This window comes from Agrobacterium sp. CG160-95 (assembly GCF_053521725.1).
In genome coordinates this window covers 458,542-473,172 of sequence record NZ_JBNWDU010000002.1, presented here as the reverse complement: position 1 = coordinate 473,172, position 14,631 = coordinate 458,542, and the positions used below count along the sequence as shown (strand labels likewise).

Here is a 14,631-nt window from a genome sequence, read left to right as displayed (position 1 = left end):
TTGCAGACATGGCTACGAACAGCAGGAGATTCCGGCAATCGGCGCAGTCTGGCAGCGTTTACCCGGCGACCAAGGTAAATTAAGACGAATACAAGGAGCCCCACCATGCCTGCGCCGCTGCAACAGATCACGACATCACCGGAACTGCCGAAATCGGCGGACGCCGTCATTATTGGCGGCGGTATCGTCGGCGTGTTCGCAGCCTATTACCTCGCCCGGCGTGGCCTGAAAGTGGCTCTTGTCGAAAAAGGTCTTGTTGGCGCGGAGCAATCCAGCCGCAACTGGGGTTGGTGCCGGCAGCAGAACCGAGACGCCCGCGAATTGCCGATTTCAACGCAGAGCCTGACGCTCTGGGAACGGTTTGCCGCAGAAAGCGGCGAAGACACCGGTTTCCGCCGCTGCGGATTGTTCTACCTGAGCGACAACGAAGCTGAAATTGCCGGCTGGGCGCGCTGGCGCGACTTTGCCATCACCGCAGGCGTGACGACGCATATGTTGAGCGCGGATGAGGCGAGCAACCGCGGACGCGCGACTGGGAAACGCTGGAAGGGTGGCGTCTTTTCGCCAACGGACGGCACCGCCGATCCCTCGATGGCGGCGCCGGCCGTCGCGCGTGCCCTCATGAAGCTGGGCGGAACGGTGCACCAGAATTGCGCCGCGCGCGGTCTGGAGACGGAAGGTGGTCGCGTTAGCGCCGTCGTTACCGAAAAAGGCACGATCCGCACCAAAACCGCCATCATGTCCGGCGGTGCCTGGGCCTCGTCCTTCTGCCGCCAGCTCGGAATTCGTTTTCCGCAGGCCGCTGTCCGCTCCTCGATCCTGTCCGTCACAGCAGGTGCGGAAGGACTGCCGGATGCGCTGCATACAAAAGCCGTTTCTGTAACACGCCGGAGCAACGGCGGTTACACGCTCGCCATCAGCGGCCTCGGTCGCATCGACCCGACCGCGCAGCAAATGCGGTTTGCACGCGAATTCGTTCCGATGTTCCTCAAACGCTGGCGCAGCCTGCGGCCGGGTGGATTGGAAGGGGTTCGCGGTGGGCACGAAACGCTGAAGCACTGGCGGCTCGATGCGCCGACGCCGATGGAACGGGTTCGTATTCTCGATCCGAAACCGAATGCCGCCGCCATACGTGAGACCCACAAAAGGGCGCTGGAACTTTTGCCTGCACTCCGCAAAACCCAGATATCCGCTGCCTGGGCCGGCTTCATCGACAGCACGCCGGATGGTGTGCCCGCCATCGGCGAGACCAGCGAATTGCCCGGCTTCATCCTCGCCGCCGGTTTCAGCGGCCACGGTTTCGGCATCGGCCCCGGCGCTGGCCACCTGATCGCCGATATCGTGACGGGTTCAACCCCGATCGTTGACCCCGCCCCGTATCATCCCAGCCGTTTCCTTGACTCGTCATGGGGCAAGGTCGCGGATTTCTGATTGTTCTGCGCAGGCCAACAGACGAATCAAAACAGCACCCGCAGGCATGACCTGCGGGTGCTGCCGTCCACCGCATTTATTCGACCGGTCAGCTTTTCGGCAGGCCGGGTGGGTTGGTTCTCGATTCCGGCAAGGCCTCTTCCGAAAGCTGCCAGCGTTCCAGTATCTTCGCGTAAGCGCCGCTCTTGATCAGATCGTTGGTGGCGAGCGTCAGCGCATCGGCCAGTCCCGAACCCTTGCGGGTGGTGATGGCCACATCCGAACGTTCCGGCCAGCCGGCGGAGAGTGTTCCGACACGCTTGATGGTCTTGTCACGCGCGGCGATGAAGACCAGCTGCGCATGCGGCTGGACGATCACATCGGCCCGCCCGGCAGAAAGCGCGACAAGCCGGGTGGCCTCGTCGTCATAATATTGCAGCTCGAGCGGTTTTAAACCGGCGGCTACATTCTCGTCATTCCATTTCAGCAGAATACGCTCCTGATTGGTGCCAGCGCCGACGATGATCTTCAGGCCCGCCGCATCCTTCGGCTCATTTATGGCGGTGATGCCGCTGTCGGACTTCACGAAAAAGCCGTGCAGGCCCTGACGATAGGTGGAGAAGTCGAACTTCTCCTTGCGCTGCTCGGTCACCCCGACATTGGAGATGACAGCATCGTATTTGCCGGAGGCAAGCCCCAGCGGCCAGTCGGCCCAGGCGACAGCAACCAGCTCAAGCTCAAGGCCGAGACTATCAGCCACCGCAAGCGCATAGTCCGGATCGGCACCCACCACGGTCTTGGCGTCCGTCGCATAGGTCGCGAGCGGTGGTCCGCCAGGTGCAACCGCGACCGTGAGTTTGCCCGGGGTGATGAACTTGAAATCTTTCGGGATGGCGGCAATCGCTGCGGGGTCTTTTTCTACCCTGATCCGGCCAGGCTGGTCTGGCGAAACATCGAAGACATCAGTTGCGAAAGCCGACCCGAAAGCGGCGATAGAGAGAAAAACGCCGAACGTGACTGTGGCAAGACGAGAGGTGAGTGCCATTCTGGCTCCCCGATAAAATGAATTGCGGGACGGAGGTAGCGCGGACGGGAGGAGGCCCGCGCTACCGGCTGAGTGATGTCCCACCTTCAACTCAGCTTTGTGGAAACTCAGCTTTCTGGCAGCAAACCAGCACTCAGCTCTTGGGCAGACCGGGCGGATTGGTGCGGGATTCGGTGATGGCTTCCGAACCGAGGTTCCAGCGGGCGAGAACCTTGCCGTAATTGCCGTTCTTGATCTGGGCGTTCAGTGCCGCCGTGATGGCTGCGGCAATTCCGGCATCCTTTTTGGAGGCAACGGCGATTTCCGCCGCTTCCGGCCAGCCGCCGGAGAAGGTACCAACGAGCTTGGTCTTCTTCTGGCTTGCTGCCTGGAAGGCTGACGTCGCGTTGGGGCCGAGATAGGCGTCCGCGCGGCCGGATTGCAGGGCGACATCGAGCACGGCCTGATCGTCGTAATATTGCACATCGGTGTCGGCCAGACCCTTGGCCTTGTTGTCCTTGATCCATTTCAGCAGGATCTGTTCCTGATTGGTGGCAGCGCCGACGATAACCTTCAACCCGGCAACATCCTCGGGCTTACTGATGCTCGTCACCTTGCTGTTGCTGCCGACGTAAAAGCCGAGCAGGTCGTTGCGGTAGCTGGAGAAGTCGAACTTTTCCTTGCGGGCTTCCGTCACCGTGATGTTGGAGGTGACGGCATCATATTTGCCGGAGGTGAGACCCAGCGGCCAATCGGCCCAGGCGATGGGAACTAGCTGAAGTTCAAGGCCAAGGCTGTCAGCAACCAGCTGGGCGATATCCGGCTCCACGCCAATAGGCGTTTTCGTATCGCTGGCATAATCGACCAGCGGCAGCCGGAAAGGCACGGTCGCGACCGTCAACTTTCCATCCGCGACGAACTTGTGGCCAGCGGGCAGAAGCTTGATCGCTTCTTCCACCTTCTCGGCGCGCACTCGCCCCTTCTGCTCCGGCGACAGGTCGATTTCCTGCGCATGCGCAGCCGATATCAGCGCGGTGGTAGCGGTGAAAAGACCGCCTGCAAGCAACGACAATAATTTCGATGAAAAAGCCATGCGAGTGTTTCCTTTGTTGTTTTGATTAGAGAACTTTTGCGAGGAATTCGGCGGTGCGGGGATGTTCAGGGCTGTTGAACACCTGGTCCGGCGTGCCTGTTTCGATGATGCGGCCCTGTTCCATGAAGACGACCCTGTCGGAGACTTCACGGGCAAAACCGATTTCATGGGTAACGATGATGAGCGTGACGCCGGAGCGGGAAAGCTCCTTGATGACATCAAGCACTTCGTTGACGAGTTCAGGATCGAGCGCGGATGTCGGCTCATCGAACAGCAACACCTTCGGCCGCAACGCCAGCGCCCGGGCGATCGCCACGCGTTGCTGCTGACCGCCGGAAAGCTGACGGGGATAAGCGCCAGCTTTTTCGGCAAGGCCGACGCGAGCCAGAAGATCGCGCGCCTCGGCCTGCGCCTGCTCTTTCGATATGCCACGAACGGCGATGGGTGCTTCAATGATGTTTTCAAGCGCGGTCAGATGCGGGAACAGGTTGAAGCTCTGAAACACCATGCCCACTTCGGCGCGGCGCTTGAGGATTTCCCGTTCCTTCAGCTCATAAAGCGTATCGCCCTTTTGACGATAACCGACCAGTTCACCGTCTATGGCAATAAAACCGTCATCGACGCGCTCGAGATGGTTGATGGAGCGCAGCAATGTGGACTTGCCGGAGCCGGATTGGCCGAGAATGGTGGTGACACTGCCTGCCGGAATGGAAAGGCTGATATCATCAAGCACCTTCAGCGACCCGAAGGATTTCGAAACGCCATGAATATTGACCGACCCGCCACGATTTCCGAGCTGAAAGCTCACGGCACGGGCAGGCACCGAACGCTCGGGCCTTACGGCTGTCGTGGCCACCGTTTCCACGGCTTCAGGCAAGGGTTTGCGCGGCAGGAAGGTGCGGTAAATCGTGGCGAACAGTGACGGCGGCGGATTGCGCAGCGCACCGCGTGAAAAATGCCGCTCGATATGGTGCTGCACGATCGAAAGCGCCGTCAGTATCACCAGATACCAGACGGTCGCGACCATCAGCAGCGGGATCACTTCCAGATTGCGGCGATAGATGATCTGGATCGTGTAGAACAGCTCCGGCAGGGCAAGGATATAGACCTGCGAAGTCCCCTTGGCGAGGCCGATGATGTCGTTGAAGGCGGTGGGCAAGATGGAGCGCATCGCCTGCGGCAGAACAATGCGGGACGCCTGCCGCCGCCGGGGAAGGCCGAGTGCTGCGGCAGCCTCAAGCTGCCCCTGATCAACCGAGAGAATGCCGCCACGGACGATTTCGGATGCGAAGGCGGCCTGATTGAGCGTCAGCCCCAGAACGGCGGCCGCAAACGGCGTCATCAGCTGCGTGGTATTCCAGCTGAAGAAGTTGATGCCCGTATAGGGCACACCGATCGTCACGGTATCATAGAGATAACCCAGGTTGTTGAGGATCAGCAAAAGCACGATCAGCGGAATGGATCGAAAAATCCAGATATAGGTCCAGGATACGGCAACCAGCAGTGGCGAGCGTGAAACGCGGGCAAGCGCCAGCAGCGTTCCCAGCGCGAAGCCGAGCACCGCACCGAGCGCGGTCAGCAGCAGCGTCCGTCCTAAGCCAACCAACACCGGTTCAGCGAAAAACCATTCCGCAAAGACATCCCAGCCCCAGCGCGGATTGCCGAAAACGGAATGCAGAACGGCCGCAATGATGAGTACGGAGAAGACCGTTCCCACCGTCCGCAAGGGGTAGCGGGCCGGCACGATGCGGAAATGGGAATACCCACCCTTGATCGGTTCACCCTTCTGGTCGTTCAATGCAACATGCGGAAAATCAGAGGCTATCGTCATCTGAAAAAGCCTTTCACGGGTGGGCCGGGGAAGAATGCGGCCGGGCCGCCGGTATCGACGCGCCTTCCGCAACGGAGGCGGAGGCGCTATCGGCAAGCCATTTTTCGAAAGGCAGCGACCTGATCGTTTCAGGATCGGCCGACGTATCGAACAACGCGCGATAACCGTTGGTGAGATATAGGCCGACCGCTTCCGGCTGGCGGAAGCCCGTGGTCAGATAGACACGGGCGTAACCCTGCCGGATCGCCTGCCGCTCCAGCTCCTGAAGCACTATTTTGGCAAGCCCCTGCCGGCGGTGGGCCGAATGCGTCCAGACCCGCTTGAACTCGGCGGTTTCCTCGTCGTAGCGCATGAAGGCACCGCCGGCGATCGCCTTGCCGCCACGCAAGAGCAGCAGGAAATTGCCCGACGGCGGGCTGAAAGCCTCCGGCGGATATTTGTTAAGTTCCGCCTTGGCGCCTTCCGCGTTGAAATATGTGCCGTAGCGGCTGTCATATTCGAACAGCAACTCCTCCAGAAGCGGGGTTGCGAGCGGATCCTTGACCGATGTGTAGAGAAAACTGTCGCTCATCTCGTTGTCCTAAACTCGTTGCATCAGGAGAGGTATGCTTCCGCCAGGCGCACCCAGAAGCGTGCCGCAGGCGCAATGATCGCATCGTTGAAATCGTAGTGAGGGCTGTGCAGTGGCGCGCTGTCGCCATTGCCGACGAAGAGATAGGAGCCCGGCCGCTCCAGAAGCATGAAGGCGAAATCCTCGCTCGCCGTTCGCGGCTGAAAGCCTTCTGCAACCTGTTCGGCTGGAAAATGCCGTTTGGCGACGTCGCGGGCAAAAGCTGTCTGCCTGATGTGATTGATGACGGGCGGGAAGCCACGGGAGTAGGTGACATCGGCGCTTGCACCGAAGCTTTCCGCCTGTGCTTTGGCAAGGGCGGGAAGCCGCTCCTCCAGTCTGTCGCGCACGGCGGGCGAAAAGGCCCGCGCGGTAATCTGCAGTTCGACACTCTCGGGAATGACGTTGGAAGCAGTTCCGCCATGGATGGAGCCTACCGTCAGCACCGCCATGTCTCGCGGGTCGACATTGCGCGAGACGATGCTCTGCAAGGCGGTGACGAAGCTTGCCGAGGCAAGAACCGGATCAACCGTTTCATGCGGCGCCGCCCCGTGCCCGCCCTTGCCGATGATCCGAACCTTCGCCTTGTCGACGGAGGCCATGGCAGGCCCTTCGACAAAGCCGAATTGTCCGGTTTCGACACCCGGCCAATTGTGCAGCCCGAACACGGCATCGACGGGAAACCGCTCGAAAAGCCTGTCCTTTATCATCGCTCTAGCACCCGCACCGATTTCCTCGGCGGGCTGGAAAATCAGCGTCAGCGTGCCGGAAAAACTCGATGTTTCAGCTAGATAACGGGCAGCGGCGAGCAGGATAGTCGTGTGACCGTCATGACCGCAGGCATGCATCACACCCTGTGTCTGGCTGGCATAGGCAAGACCGGTTTCCTCGACGATGGGCAGGGCGTCGATATCGGCGCGGATACCCAGACGCTTGTCACCATGACCACGTTTCAAGGTGGCGACGACGCCATGGCCCCCGACACCCTCGGTCACCTCATATCCGAAGGAGAGGAGATAACGGGCAACGAGCGCCGCCGTGCGCTTTTCCCCAAGCGAAAGCTCCGGATGTCGGTGAAGATCGTGCCGGATGGCGATGCTTTCCTCGATGAAGGCAAGGATTCCCCGTTCGGCGTCGTCCTGCGGACGCGCGCCGTCAATGCGGATATTCATGGTCCTGGTCTCCTGCGCTGCGCTTTACCCGCACAGCACCTTGAAATTCTCTCCGGGCGGCAATGGCTGTCGCCCGACCCCGCTTTTATGCGATCGCCTTGCTGGAACCGCTTTCAGCGTGGGAATAGATGCTGTCCTTGAAAGGCAGGCCGAGATGCTCACGCAGCGTTCTGCCTTCCAGATGCGGTTCGAAATATCCGCGCCGTTGCAGCACCGGTATGACGAGGCGGATGAAATCATCCAGCCCTTCGGCAATCACCGGGAAGCCCAGAATGAAACCGTCGGCCGCATCGTGCTCCACCCAGCGGATGATCTCGTCCGCCACCTTGTCCGGAGTTCCGATGAAACCTTCGCGCGGGGTCGCCGCCTCCAGTGCCGCTTCGCGCAACGTCTGGCTCTTTTCCTTCGCACGGCGCTTGATGCGGTCGGTCGTCGAACGGAAGCTGTTCTTGCCGATCTCGCCAAGTTCGGGGAAAGGCTCATCCAGCGGATAGACACTGAAGTCGTGGTGATCGAAGAAACGGCCGAGATAGGCGAGCGCATCCTCGATGGTGATGAGGTTGCGGATGATGTCGTATTTTGCTTCCGCCTCCTCCTGCGTCTCGCCCACAATCGGCCCGATGCCAGGGAAAATCTTCACGTCGGCTGCGGACCTGCCCTGCGCGACAGCACTCTGCTTCACGCGCTTGAGGAATGTCTGGTTTTCCTCGAGCGATGCGGAATTGGTAAAAACGGCGTCGGCATGTTTGCCCGCAAGCCCGATACCGGCATCCGAAGACCCCGCCTGAAAAATCACCGGCTGTCCCTGCGGCGAACGCTGGATGTTCAGCGGACCTTCCACCTGGAAGAAGCGACCCTTGTGGCCGAGCGTGTGGAGTTTTTGCCTGTCGAAGAACTGTCCCGTCTCGCGGTTACGCACGAAGGCATCGTCGTCCCAGCTGTCCCACAGGCCTTTGATCACCTCCAGATATTCATCGGCGATCTCGTAGCGCAGCGCATGTTCGGGATGGTTGCGGCTGTAGTTCTTCGCCGTACCTTCGAGTGGCGTCGTCACTGCATTCCAGCCGGCCCTGCCACCGCTCAGAAGATCGAGCGAGGCGAACTGGCGCGCGATGGTAAAGGGCTCGCTGTAGGAGGTCGAAACCGTGCCGGCAAGACCGATCTTCGAGGTGACGGAGGCCAGCGCCGAAAGGATGGTCAAAGGCTCGAACCGGTTGAGGAAATGCGGAATGGACTTGTCGTTGATGTAAAGCCCGTCGGCAACGAAGGCGAAGGCGATGCCGGCGGCTTCTGCCTTCAGCGCGTTCTTCCTGAAGAAATCGAAGTTGACGCTGGCATCAACAGGGCTTTTCGGGTGCCGCCAGGCGTTCATGTGCCCGCCGGGGCCCTGGAGCATGATGCCGAAACGGATTGTCTTTTTCGTCATGTCATTTCCTCCTGAGGACAAGTTCACGCGGCCCTGGAAAGGCGGTGTGTGGCCAGCAATTCGATCGAGGCGAGCCTCTGATCGGCCCCCACATGCGGCGGCTCCACGATGAATTCCTCGATACCGTGCTCATCGGAAAGCGCGCGCAGCGCCTTGTGAATATCGTCCGGCCCGCCATGCAGGACGTTGGGCTTACGCTCCTCGATGCGATAATCGGTATCGCCGGACTGGCGGGCGAATTCTTCCGCCTGTTCACGGCGGCCAAGGTTGAACGCCTTGCCGTCGCTGAGGAACACCCGGTAGATGCGCTGACCTTCCACCTGCCGCGCCGCATGGTCGGGATCACTGGCGGCAAAGACGGAGAGGGCAAGGATCGGCGCCCTTCCGCCGCTCTCCTCACGGAAAGCCGACAGGCTGCTGCGAAGAACCTCCGGATCACCATTGAGGTGGCCGGCAAAGACGAAATTCCATCCTTTGGAAGCTGCAAGCCTTGCGCTTTCCGGGCTGGCACCGAGCAGAAACCGTTCCACCGCAACCGGCGGCACCGGTGTTGCCTGCAACCCGGCCTGCGCATGCCCCTTCGGCGCGGCACCGGAGAGAAATGTGGTAAGCTCACCAAAAGCCGTTTCGAAATCCGGCTTGCGAGCGGGATCATAGGCCTGCTGTAGGGCAGACGTCGCAAGCGGCAGCCCGCCCGGTGTCTTGCCGACGCCGAGATCGACCCGACCGGGGGCGAGCGACGACAACACGTTGAAAACCTCGGCGACCTTGTAAGGGCTGTAATGCTGCAGCATCACGCCGCCCGAGCCGACGCGGATACGAGAGGTCTTCGCCAAAATCCATGCAACCAGCGCTTCCGGCGCGGAACCGGCAAGCTCCGGCGAATTGTGATGTTCTGCCACCCAGAATCGGCGATAGCCCAGTTCTTCGGCGCGTTTGGCGAGATTGATCGTGTCGCGGAACGCGCTTGCCGCGTTCTCACCCGTTGGAACAGGGCTCTTGTCCAGCAAACTGAGAGTATACATCATCACCTCGCATGTCTTTTGATGCATACTTTGTCTACTGATTTTATATAGTAATAAAGGACGTTCGTTCCACGTTGCGACGCGATCAGAGAAAATATTGTTTCCCGCTATGGTTTCGGCAGGCGTCTTTGGCAAAGCAATCCGAAACGATGAGGAAACAGGGCGAAAAACGATGGTGTAAAGCCGCTTTGTGCATCGAGCCGGGACGAAACGGACTTGCGCGGGAATTCGGTAAAAACTACTTAGTAAGTTGAGAACACCATAACCCGGCACTCAGAAGGTGCTGGCCCTCTTTGCGGATCATGCGATGTTGACCAAAAAAGGCAAATACGGACTGAAGGCTCTTGTCGATCTGGCGCGGTTGCCCCAGGGCGAGACCGCCTTTGTGACCGAGATTGCAACCCGCAACAATATTCCGAAAAAATTTCTGGATACTATTCTTCTGGAACTGCGCAACAGCGGCATTCTGCGTTCCAAGAAGGGACCGAATGGCGGTTATTCGTTGTCGAAAATGCCATCGGAAATCATGATCGGGCAGGTCATCCGAACGCTGGACGGGCCCTTGGCCCCCATCCGCTGTGCCAGCCGCACCGCCTTTGAAGCCTGCGACGACTGCGACGATCCCGAGACCTGTCAGGTCAGGGTTTCGATGACGGACGTGCGGGACGCCATCGCAACAATCCTGGACAATATGACGCTCGCACAATTCGTGGCAAAAGGCGGACAAGACGCGCAATTTATTCCGGCAGGCGAATAAGCGCCGTTTACTGCCGGCGCAGATCGTCTCCCAGGGTCGCAATCAGCCCGGATTCGCTTGCACCATCGATAAGGCCGAGACGGGCCATTAGAATTTCCAGCGTGATGGCATTGTTGCGGACAGAGCGAAAGGTCACGCTTTCCGCCCCCACCTGCGCCGCATCAATATTGGCCGCGAGGCGGGAAATCTGTGCCTTCAGCAATTCGATTGCGAGAAATATTTCGCCGATAAGGGGGCGCGCATCACCTTCCTCGGCCAATCTGTCAATCAGCAATGCTGAAAGCTCACGCTGTTTCTCACCCAGAGCCACGGCGGCCTTCAGAAGGGTGAAAACGGAGGCTGCCAGATTTCCAGCGCCCTGGGCAAGAAACGCGACCTGATCGGCGCGCAGCAGGCCGTCCCATGATGTATCCGGGCGATTGCGAAGAACAACGAGTACGGCCTGCCCTGCCGTATTGACTGCCGGGACAACGATCCAGTCTGCATCTGAGGTAACAGATCGGGCAATGTCATCGGGCAGCCGCAAGCCATAGTCGTCGCCAGTCAACAGAACCGCCTGATCCACGCCGGCGTCAGATGAGGCAAGCGCAAAAGTCTCACCAAGATCGAGGCGGGCGAAGAGGGTTTTGCGCTGCTCTTCGCTACCGGCGTTCCTGATGAATTCGAGCGCCGTGAAGTGTTCGGCAAGCGCATGCGCCGCCTCCGCATCAGCCGCGGAAATAATCGAGAGAGCTTGCGAGAGAACGTCGTTTGTGATGTCCGCCCCGCCCAGATCGTTTGGAACGGAGAGGGCGAGAAGGCCGGAACGGGCAATCCGCGCGTGGATTTGTGCGGCACTTTCCACCGCGCATTTTTCGGCAATCGTCCGGGCAACGTTCAGTACATCCCCATCCGCGCCGAGACGCGGGGACACGAAACGAATTCTTTCGCCGAGCGGCGTGACAGATCCCATGCTCAACTCCCTCAAAGAATGACCCAGTGAAAGCGCCGGAAAGGCCGGAGCTCAGTCCAGCGAATGATAACGGCCGTTTTGATAGACCAGCGAGTGACCCGACCCGATGCGGATCGCCTCCACCTTACCGATGATGATGACGTGGCTGTGGCGCTCGATCGCCTCCTCGATGGTGCAATCGATCGCGGCAACGGCGTCCTCGAGGATGGGCGCGCCGCTCGCCAGACGGGTCCATTCCGCGCCGCGATAACGGTCCACACCTTTCAGACCGCCAACACCGGCAAACTGGTTGGCAATGAACTGATGGTTCGGGCCGATAATATTCACCGCCAGATGGCCGAAGCGCTGCACCACAGGCCATGTGGAGGAGGAGCGGTTGAGCGCAACCAGAATTCTTGGAGGATCGACCGACAGGGCGGTGGCGGATGTTACCGTAGCACCCGTGCGCGCATCACCCTCGCCCGCCGTAATGACGCTGACACCGCCGCCCAGCGTCCTGAGCGCCGCCTTAAGGCTATCGGCATCCGGCGCCTTGCCAGAGACGGGATCGCGGAGATTGATGAATTGTTGATCCTTGGCCGCATATTGCAATGTCATCGATCGCTCCTGAAAACAGCTTGTTGCTCAATAGTTAGCAGCGGCGGCGGGGCGTGAAATAGACATCGTTTTCCATAATACTTATATTCTATGGAAATAATGTTTTATATGCCGCTCTCCCGTGAACGCTCCGCCGAATGACGCCCATAGGAAAGGCTAACCGGAAGACAGGGCCGCCTGCCTTCCGGCGATTGATCACGAGCCGGATACCAGCTTGACGTTACCGCCGTGGCCACCGCCGCCGAAAACCTGTTTCGTGCCGAAAGACGAACGGATCTGATTACGTGGCCCATCAAGCCCGATTTCCGGAAACAGCAATTCGGATAGACGGTAGGCTTCCTCCAAATGCGGATAGCCCGATGCGATGACGGTATCGATGCCCAGCGCCTGATACTCCCGCAGCCGCGCCGCAACTGTCTTCGGCGAACCCACCAGCGCGGTGCCGGCGCCGGAGCGGACAAGACCGATTCCCGCCCACAAGTTCGGAGAGACTTCAAGCTGGTCACGCCGGCCATTATGCAGCGCCCGCATCCTTGCCTGACCGACCGAATCCGACGCCTTTAAGAAGGCCTCCTGAGCGGAAGCGATGGTTTCGTCGGAAAGCTTGGAAATCAGTTTGTCCGCATCGGCCCAGGCCTCCTCATCGGTTTCGCGCACGATGAAATGCAGGCGAATGCCGAATGTTACTTCTCGCCCCTTTTTCGCTGCGGCGGCGCGAACCTTGGCGATTTTTTCTGCCACCTGTGCCGGCGGCTCACCCCAGGTCAGATATTTGTCGGTGATACCGGCCGAGAACTCGATCCCGGCATCGGAGGAGCCGCCGAAATAAAGCGGCGGACGCGGTTCCTGCACCGGTGGCAGGCCGAGCCTGGCACCCTGTGCCTTGATATATTTGCCGTCGAGATCTCCCTTGCCAGTTTCGATCAACGAATTGAACACCTGGAAGAACTCGTCAGCGTGGTCGTAACGCTCGTCGTGCGGCAGGAAGATGCCATCACCAGCCAGCTCCTGCGCGCTGCCGCCAACGACGATGTTGAGAAGCAGCCGACCATGGGAAACACGGTCCAGCGTGGAGGCCAGCCGCGCATAATAGGCCGGCGAGGCAACGCCCGGACGGATGGCGACGAGGAATTTCAGTTTCTCGGTATAGGCGGCGAGATTGGCCGCGAGGATGAAGGATTCCTCGCAGGCGACGCCGGTGGGAATAAGCACCCCGGAATAACCGAGCCGATCCGCAGCCTGCGCTATTTCCCGGAAATAGCCGGGATCGGCGGGACGTGACAGATCGTCGGAGCCAAGGTAGCTGCCGTCGCCTGAGGTGGGTATGAACCACAGAAAATCGAGTGGTTTGTCAGCTGTACTCATCGACAGGTCCTTTGCAATCCGCCCATCGGGCAATTCGGCTTGGTACTAAAAGGGTAGCCAATTCCCCGCCGCGTTTAAGAAATTTTGTTCCAATTTCCGTGCCGCAAGGAGAGTTTATCTCCGCTGGGAAATAGGTCTGGGAAGCGAAAACAAACCTTTCGCCTCCCTGTGTCAGAGGACCGGATAAAGTCCGAGCATCGCGAAATTCATTTCGTAAATCTCTTCCCGCTCAAGGTCGAGATCGCTCTTTTCCCGCTTGATACGACCGGAATGATCCAGCGGCTGGAGCCTGCCCTCATCATCCCCTCGCGGCCTACGCCTGGCCAGACCGAACAGATCGACAGTAAACGCATGAAGTCCCTGCGGCATGTGCGCCTCCTTTGGTCAATTCGCTCTATCCTCCGGCGAGCGCCCAGATTGGTCAATATTTTCCATAAAATTACTATTCTATAATTGGCGGATTGCCGGCAAACGTGGACTAAGGTTGCGGCAGCGGGAAAAATTCCGTTTCGAACCGCCAATAAAGGGGTCATCGCAATGGCGTCGACGCGATGGCCGCTCAAAGCACGGACTTGGGACGAAAAGACTATAGAGCGCCGGCATCACCCTGCAGCAGCGCACCGTGCAGAACGGGTGATCCGCGCTTCCTCGATCTGCTGGCCTTGATTTCGGACGCCGCTTTCAGGCGTGCGAAAAGAGCATAGCCCTCGGACCACCGGCCGAAACCGGCGGCAATATTGATGTGTCCAACGGAGCCGAGATTGACGATATCGCTTCCCCAGTCAGCAGCGGTGCGGGCTAACTCGTCCGGATTCATATAGGGGTCGTTCATGCTACCTACGACGAGACTGGGGAAGGCGAGCGGCGACCGAGGAAATGCGCCGAAGCGGACGATGCATGGATGCATTGCCTCCACTCTGTCGAGATGGGCGGGCGCCACCAGAAGCGCACCCCTGATTTTGCTGGCCACGGGTCGTGTCGCCATATTGGCGACAAGCAGGCAACCCAGGCTGTGGGCGACAATATAGGCGCTTTCGGTTGCGGCGAGCGCCGCTTCCAGACGCTCAAGCCAGTCTTCAAGAACCGGGCATTCCCAATTCTGCTGATCGACCAGCTGCGCCTCCGAATCTTCCAGCAGCCAGTGCCGCTGCCAATGCCCCTCATCCGAACCGTTGAGGCCGGGGACAATCAAGGTGGTACACATGCCTACTCCGTGGTTTGCGGGCGGGGTGTGCCAAGAATGGTGAATTTCGCAATTTTAGTCGACTATTGCCTTGCTCAGCTTTTCCGAACTCGAGAAAAATCGATCCATACAATTCCGTTCTGGCAAAAAATACGTCCTCGGCAGCGGGCCTTAAAACTGCGCATG

The 14,631-nt window shown here is 59.6% G+C and carries 14 protein-coding genes; 2 read left to right on the top strand and 12 right to left on the bottom strand.

Annotated elements, in window-relative coordinates:
* Window positions 1–105: 105 nt before the first annotated feature.
* Window positions 106–1,431, top strand: a complete 1,326-nt coding sequence (locus tag ACQZ63_RS08870) for an NAD(P)/FAD-dependent oxidoreductase (RefSeq protein WP_019564745.1) — start codon at window positions 106–108, stop codon at window positions 1,429–1,431.
* Between the two features lie 88 nt (window positions 1,432–1,519).
* Here ACQZ63_RS08870 and ACQZ63_RS08865 read toward each other — a convergent pair whose 3' ends face one another.
* From ACQZ63_RS08865 to ACQZ63_RS08835, 7 genes are all read right to left on the bottom strand, one after another.
* Window positions 1,520–2,455, bottom strand: a complete 936-nt coding sequence (locus ACQZ63_RS08865) for an ABC transporter substrate-binding protein (RefSeq protein ID WP_113555390.1) — start codon at window positions 2,453–2,455, stop codon at window positions 1,520–1,522.
* A 133-nt stretch (window positions 2,456–2,588) separates the two neighbouring features.
* Window positions 2,589–3,527, bottom strand: a complete 939-nt coding sequence (locus ACQZ63_RS08860; protein ID WP_113555391.1) for an ABC transporter substrate-binding protein — start codon at window positions 3,525–3,527, stop codon at window positions 2,589–2,591.
* A 25-nt stretch (window positions 3,528–3,552) separates the two neighbouring features.
* The gene (locus ACQZ63_RS08855; RefSeq protein ID WP_113555392.1) at window positions 3,553–5,358 is read right to left on the bottom strand and encodes an amino acid ABC transporter permease/ATP-binding protein; all 1,806 of its coding nucleotides are present in this window, start codon (window positions 5,356–5,358) and stop codon (window positions 3,553–3,555) included.
* A gap of 13 nt (window positions 5,359–5,371) precedes the next feature.
* Entirely contained in the window at window positions 5,372–5,929 is a 558-nt protein-coding gene (locus ACQZ63_RS08850) for a GNAT family N-acetyltransferase (RefSeq protein ID WP_003511088.1), read from the bottom strand.
* Between the two features lie 23 nt (window positions 5,930–5,952).
* Window positions 5,953–7,140, bottom strand: a complete 1,188-nt coding sequence (locus tag ACQZ63_RS08845) for a M20 aminoacylase family protein (protein ID WP_013761660.1) — start codon at window positions 7,138–7,140, stop codon at window positions 5,953–5,955.
* Between the two features lie 85 nt (window positions 7,141–7,225).
* Window positions 7,226–8,566 (bottom strand): LLM class flavin-dependent oxidoreductase, encoded by a 1,341-nt coding sequence (locus ACQZ63_RS08840; RefSeq protein ID WP_019564749.1) that lies wholly within the window; start codon window positions 8,564–8,566, stop codon window positions 7,226–7,228.
* Window positions 8,567–8,589: 23 nt separating this feature from the next.
* Complete coding sequence (locus tag ACQZ63_RS08835; protein ID WP_065704254.1) at window positions 8,590–9,594, bottom strand: LLM class flavin-dependent oxidoreductase; 1,005 nt, start codon at window positions 9,592–9,594, stop codon at window positions 8,590–8,592.
* Window positions 9,595–9,898: 304 nt separating this feature from the next.
* On the opposite strand from ACQZ63_RS08835, the gene ACQZ63_RS08830 reads away from it, so the two are divergent.
* On the top strand, window positions 9,899–10,348 hold the full coding sequence (locus ACQZ63_RS08830) for an RrF2 family transcriptional regulator (RefSeq protein ID WP_003511094.1): 450 nt from the start codon (window positions 9,899–9,901) through the stop codon (window positions 10,346–10,348).
* Between the two features lie 7 nt (window positions 10,349–10,355).
* Here ACQZ63_RS08830 and ACQZ63_RS08825 read toward each other — a convergent pair whose 3' ends face one another.
* The 5 genes from ACQZ63_RS08825 to ACQZ63_RS08805 all read right to left on the bottom strand — a co-directional run bounded on the left by ACQZ63_RS08825 (window position 10,356) and on the right by ACQZ63_RS08805 (window position 14,466).
* Window positions 10,356–11,300 carry an acyl-CoA dehydrogenase family protein gene (locus ACQZ63_RS08825; RefSeq protein WP_019564752.1) on the bottom strand — a complete coding sequence of 315 codons (945 nt, stop codon included), beginning with the start codon at window positions 11,298–11,300 and terminating at the stop codon, window positions 10,356–10,358.
* Between the two features lie 51 nt (window positions 11,301–11,351).
* Complete coding sequence (locus tag ACQZ63_RS08820; protein ID WP_003511097.1) at window positions 11,352–11,897, bottom strand: flavin reductase family protein; 546 nt, start codon at window positions 11,895–11,897, stop codon at window positions 11,352–11,354.
* Between the two features lie 195 nt (window positions 11,898–12,092).
* Window positions 12,093–13,262: an FMNH2-dependent alkanesulfonate monooxygenase gene (gene ssuD / locus ACQZ63_RS08815; protein ID WP_003511099.1), complete on the bottom strand. Its 1,170-nt coding sequence runs from the start codon at window positions 13,260–13,262 to the stop codon at window positions 12,093–12,095.
* Window positions 13,263–13,433: 171 nt separating this feature from the next.
* Window positions 13,434–13,631: a hypothetical protein gene (locus ACQZ63_RS08810; protein ID WP_019564753.1), complete on the bottom strand. Its 198-nt coding sequence runs from the start codon at window positions 13,629–13,631 to the stop codon at window positions 13,434–13,436.
* Window positions 13,632–13,848: 217 nt separating this feature from the next.
* The gene (locus tag ACQZ63_RS08805; protein ID WP_013761667.1) at window positions 13,849–14,466 is read right to left on the bottom strand and encodes an alpha/beta hydrolase; all 618 of its coding nucleotides are present in this window, start codon (window positions 14,464–14,466) and stop codon (window positions 13,849–13,851) included.
* Window positions 14,467–14,631 lie beyond the last annotated feature (165 nt).

Bases quoted from the DNA above. Each gene is read 5' to 3' on its own strand.
- ACQZ63_RS08870 (WP_019564745.1), top strand. From the start codon at position 106: ATGCCTGCGCCGCTGCAACAGATCACGACATCACCGGAACTGCCGAAA.
- ACQZ63_RS08865 (WP_113555390.1), bottom strand. From the start codon at position 2,455: ATGGCACTCACCTCTCGTCTTGCCACAGTCACGTTCGGCGTTTTTCTC.
- ACQZ63_RS08860 (WP_113555391.1), bottom strand. From the start codon at position 3,527: ATGGCTTTTTCATCGAAATTATTGTCGTTGCTTGCAGGCGGTCTTTTC.
- ACQZ63_RS08855 (WP_113555392.1), bottom strand. From the start codon at position 5,358: ATGACGATAGCCTCTGATTTTCCGCATGTTGCATTGAACGACCAGAAG.
- ACQZ63_RS08850 (WP_003511088.1), bottom strand. From the start codon at position 5,929: ATGAGCGACAGTTTTCTCTACACATCGGTCAAGGATCCGCTCGCAACC.
- ACQZ63_RS08845 (WP_013761660.1), bottom strand. From the start codon at position 7,140: ATGAATATCCGCATTGACGGCGCGCGTCCGCAGGACGACGCCGAACGG.
- ACQZ63_RS08840 (WP_019564749.1), bottom strand. From the start codon at position 8,566: ATGACGAAAAAGACAATCCGTTTCGGCATCATGCTCCAGGGCCCCGGC.
- ACQZ63_RS08835 (WP_065704254.1), bottom strand. From the start codon at position 9,594: ATGATGTATACTCTCAGTTTGCTGGACAAGAGCCCTGTTCCAACGGGT.
- ACQZ63_RS08830 (WP_003511094.1), top strand. From the start codon at position 9,899: ATGTTGACCAAAAAAGGCAAATACGGACTGAAGGCTCTTGTCGATCTG.
- ACQZ63_RS08825 (WP_019564752.1), bottom strand. From the start codon at position 11,300: ATGGGATCTGTCACGCCGCTCGGCGAAAGAATTCGTTTCGTGTCCCCG.
- ACQZ63_RS08820 (WP_003511097.1), bottom strand. From the start codon at position 11,897: ATGACATTGCAATATGCGGCCAAGGATCAACAATTCATCAATCTCCGC.
- ssuD (WP_003511099.1), bottom strand. From the start codon at position 13,262: ATGAGTACAGCTGACAAACCACTCGATTTTCTGTGGTTCATACCCACC.
- ACQZ63_RS08810 (WP_019564753.1), bottom strand. From the start codon at position 13,631: ATGCCGCAGGGACTTCATGCGTTTACTGTCGATCTGTTCGGTCTGGCC.
- ACQZ63_RS08805 (WP_013761667.1), bottom strand. From the start codon at position 14,466: ATGTGTACCACCTTGATTGTCCCCGGCCTCAACGGTTCGGATGAGGGG.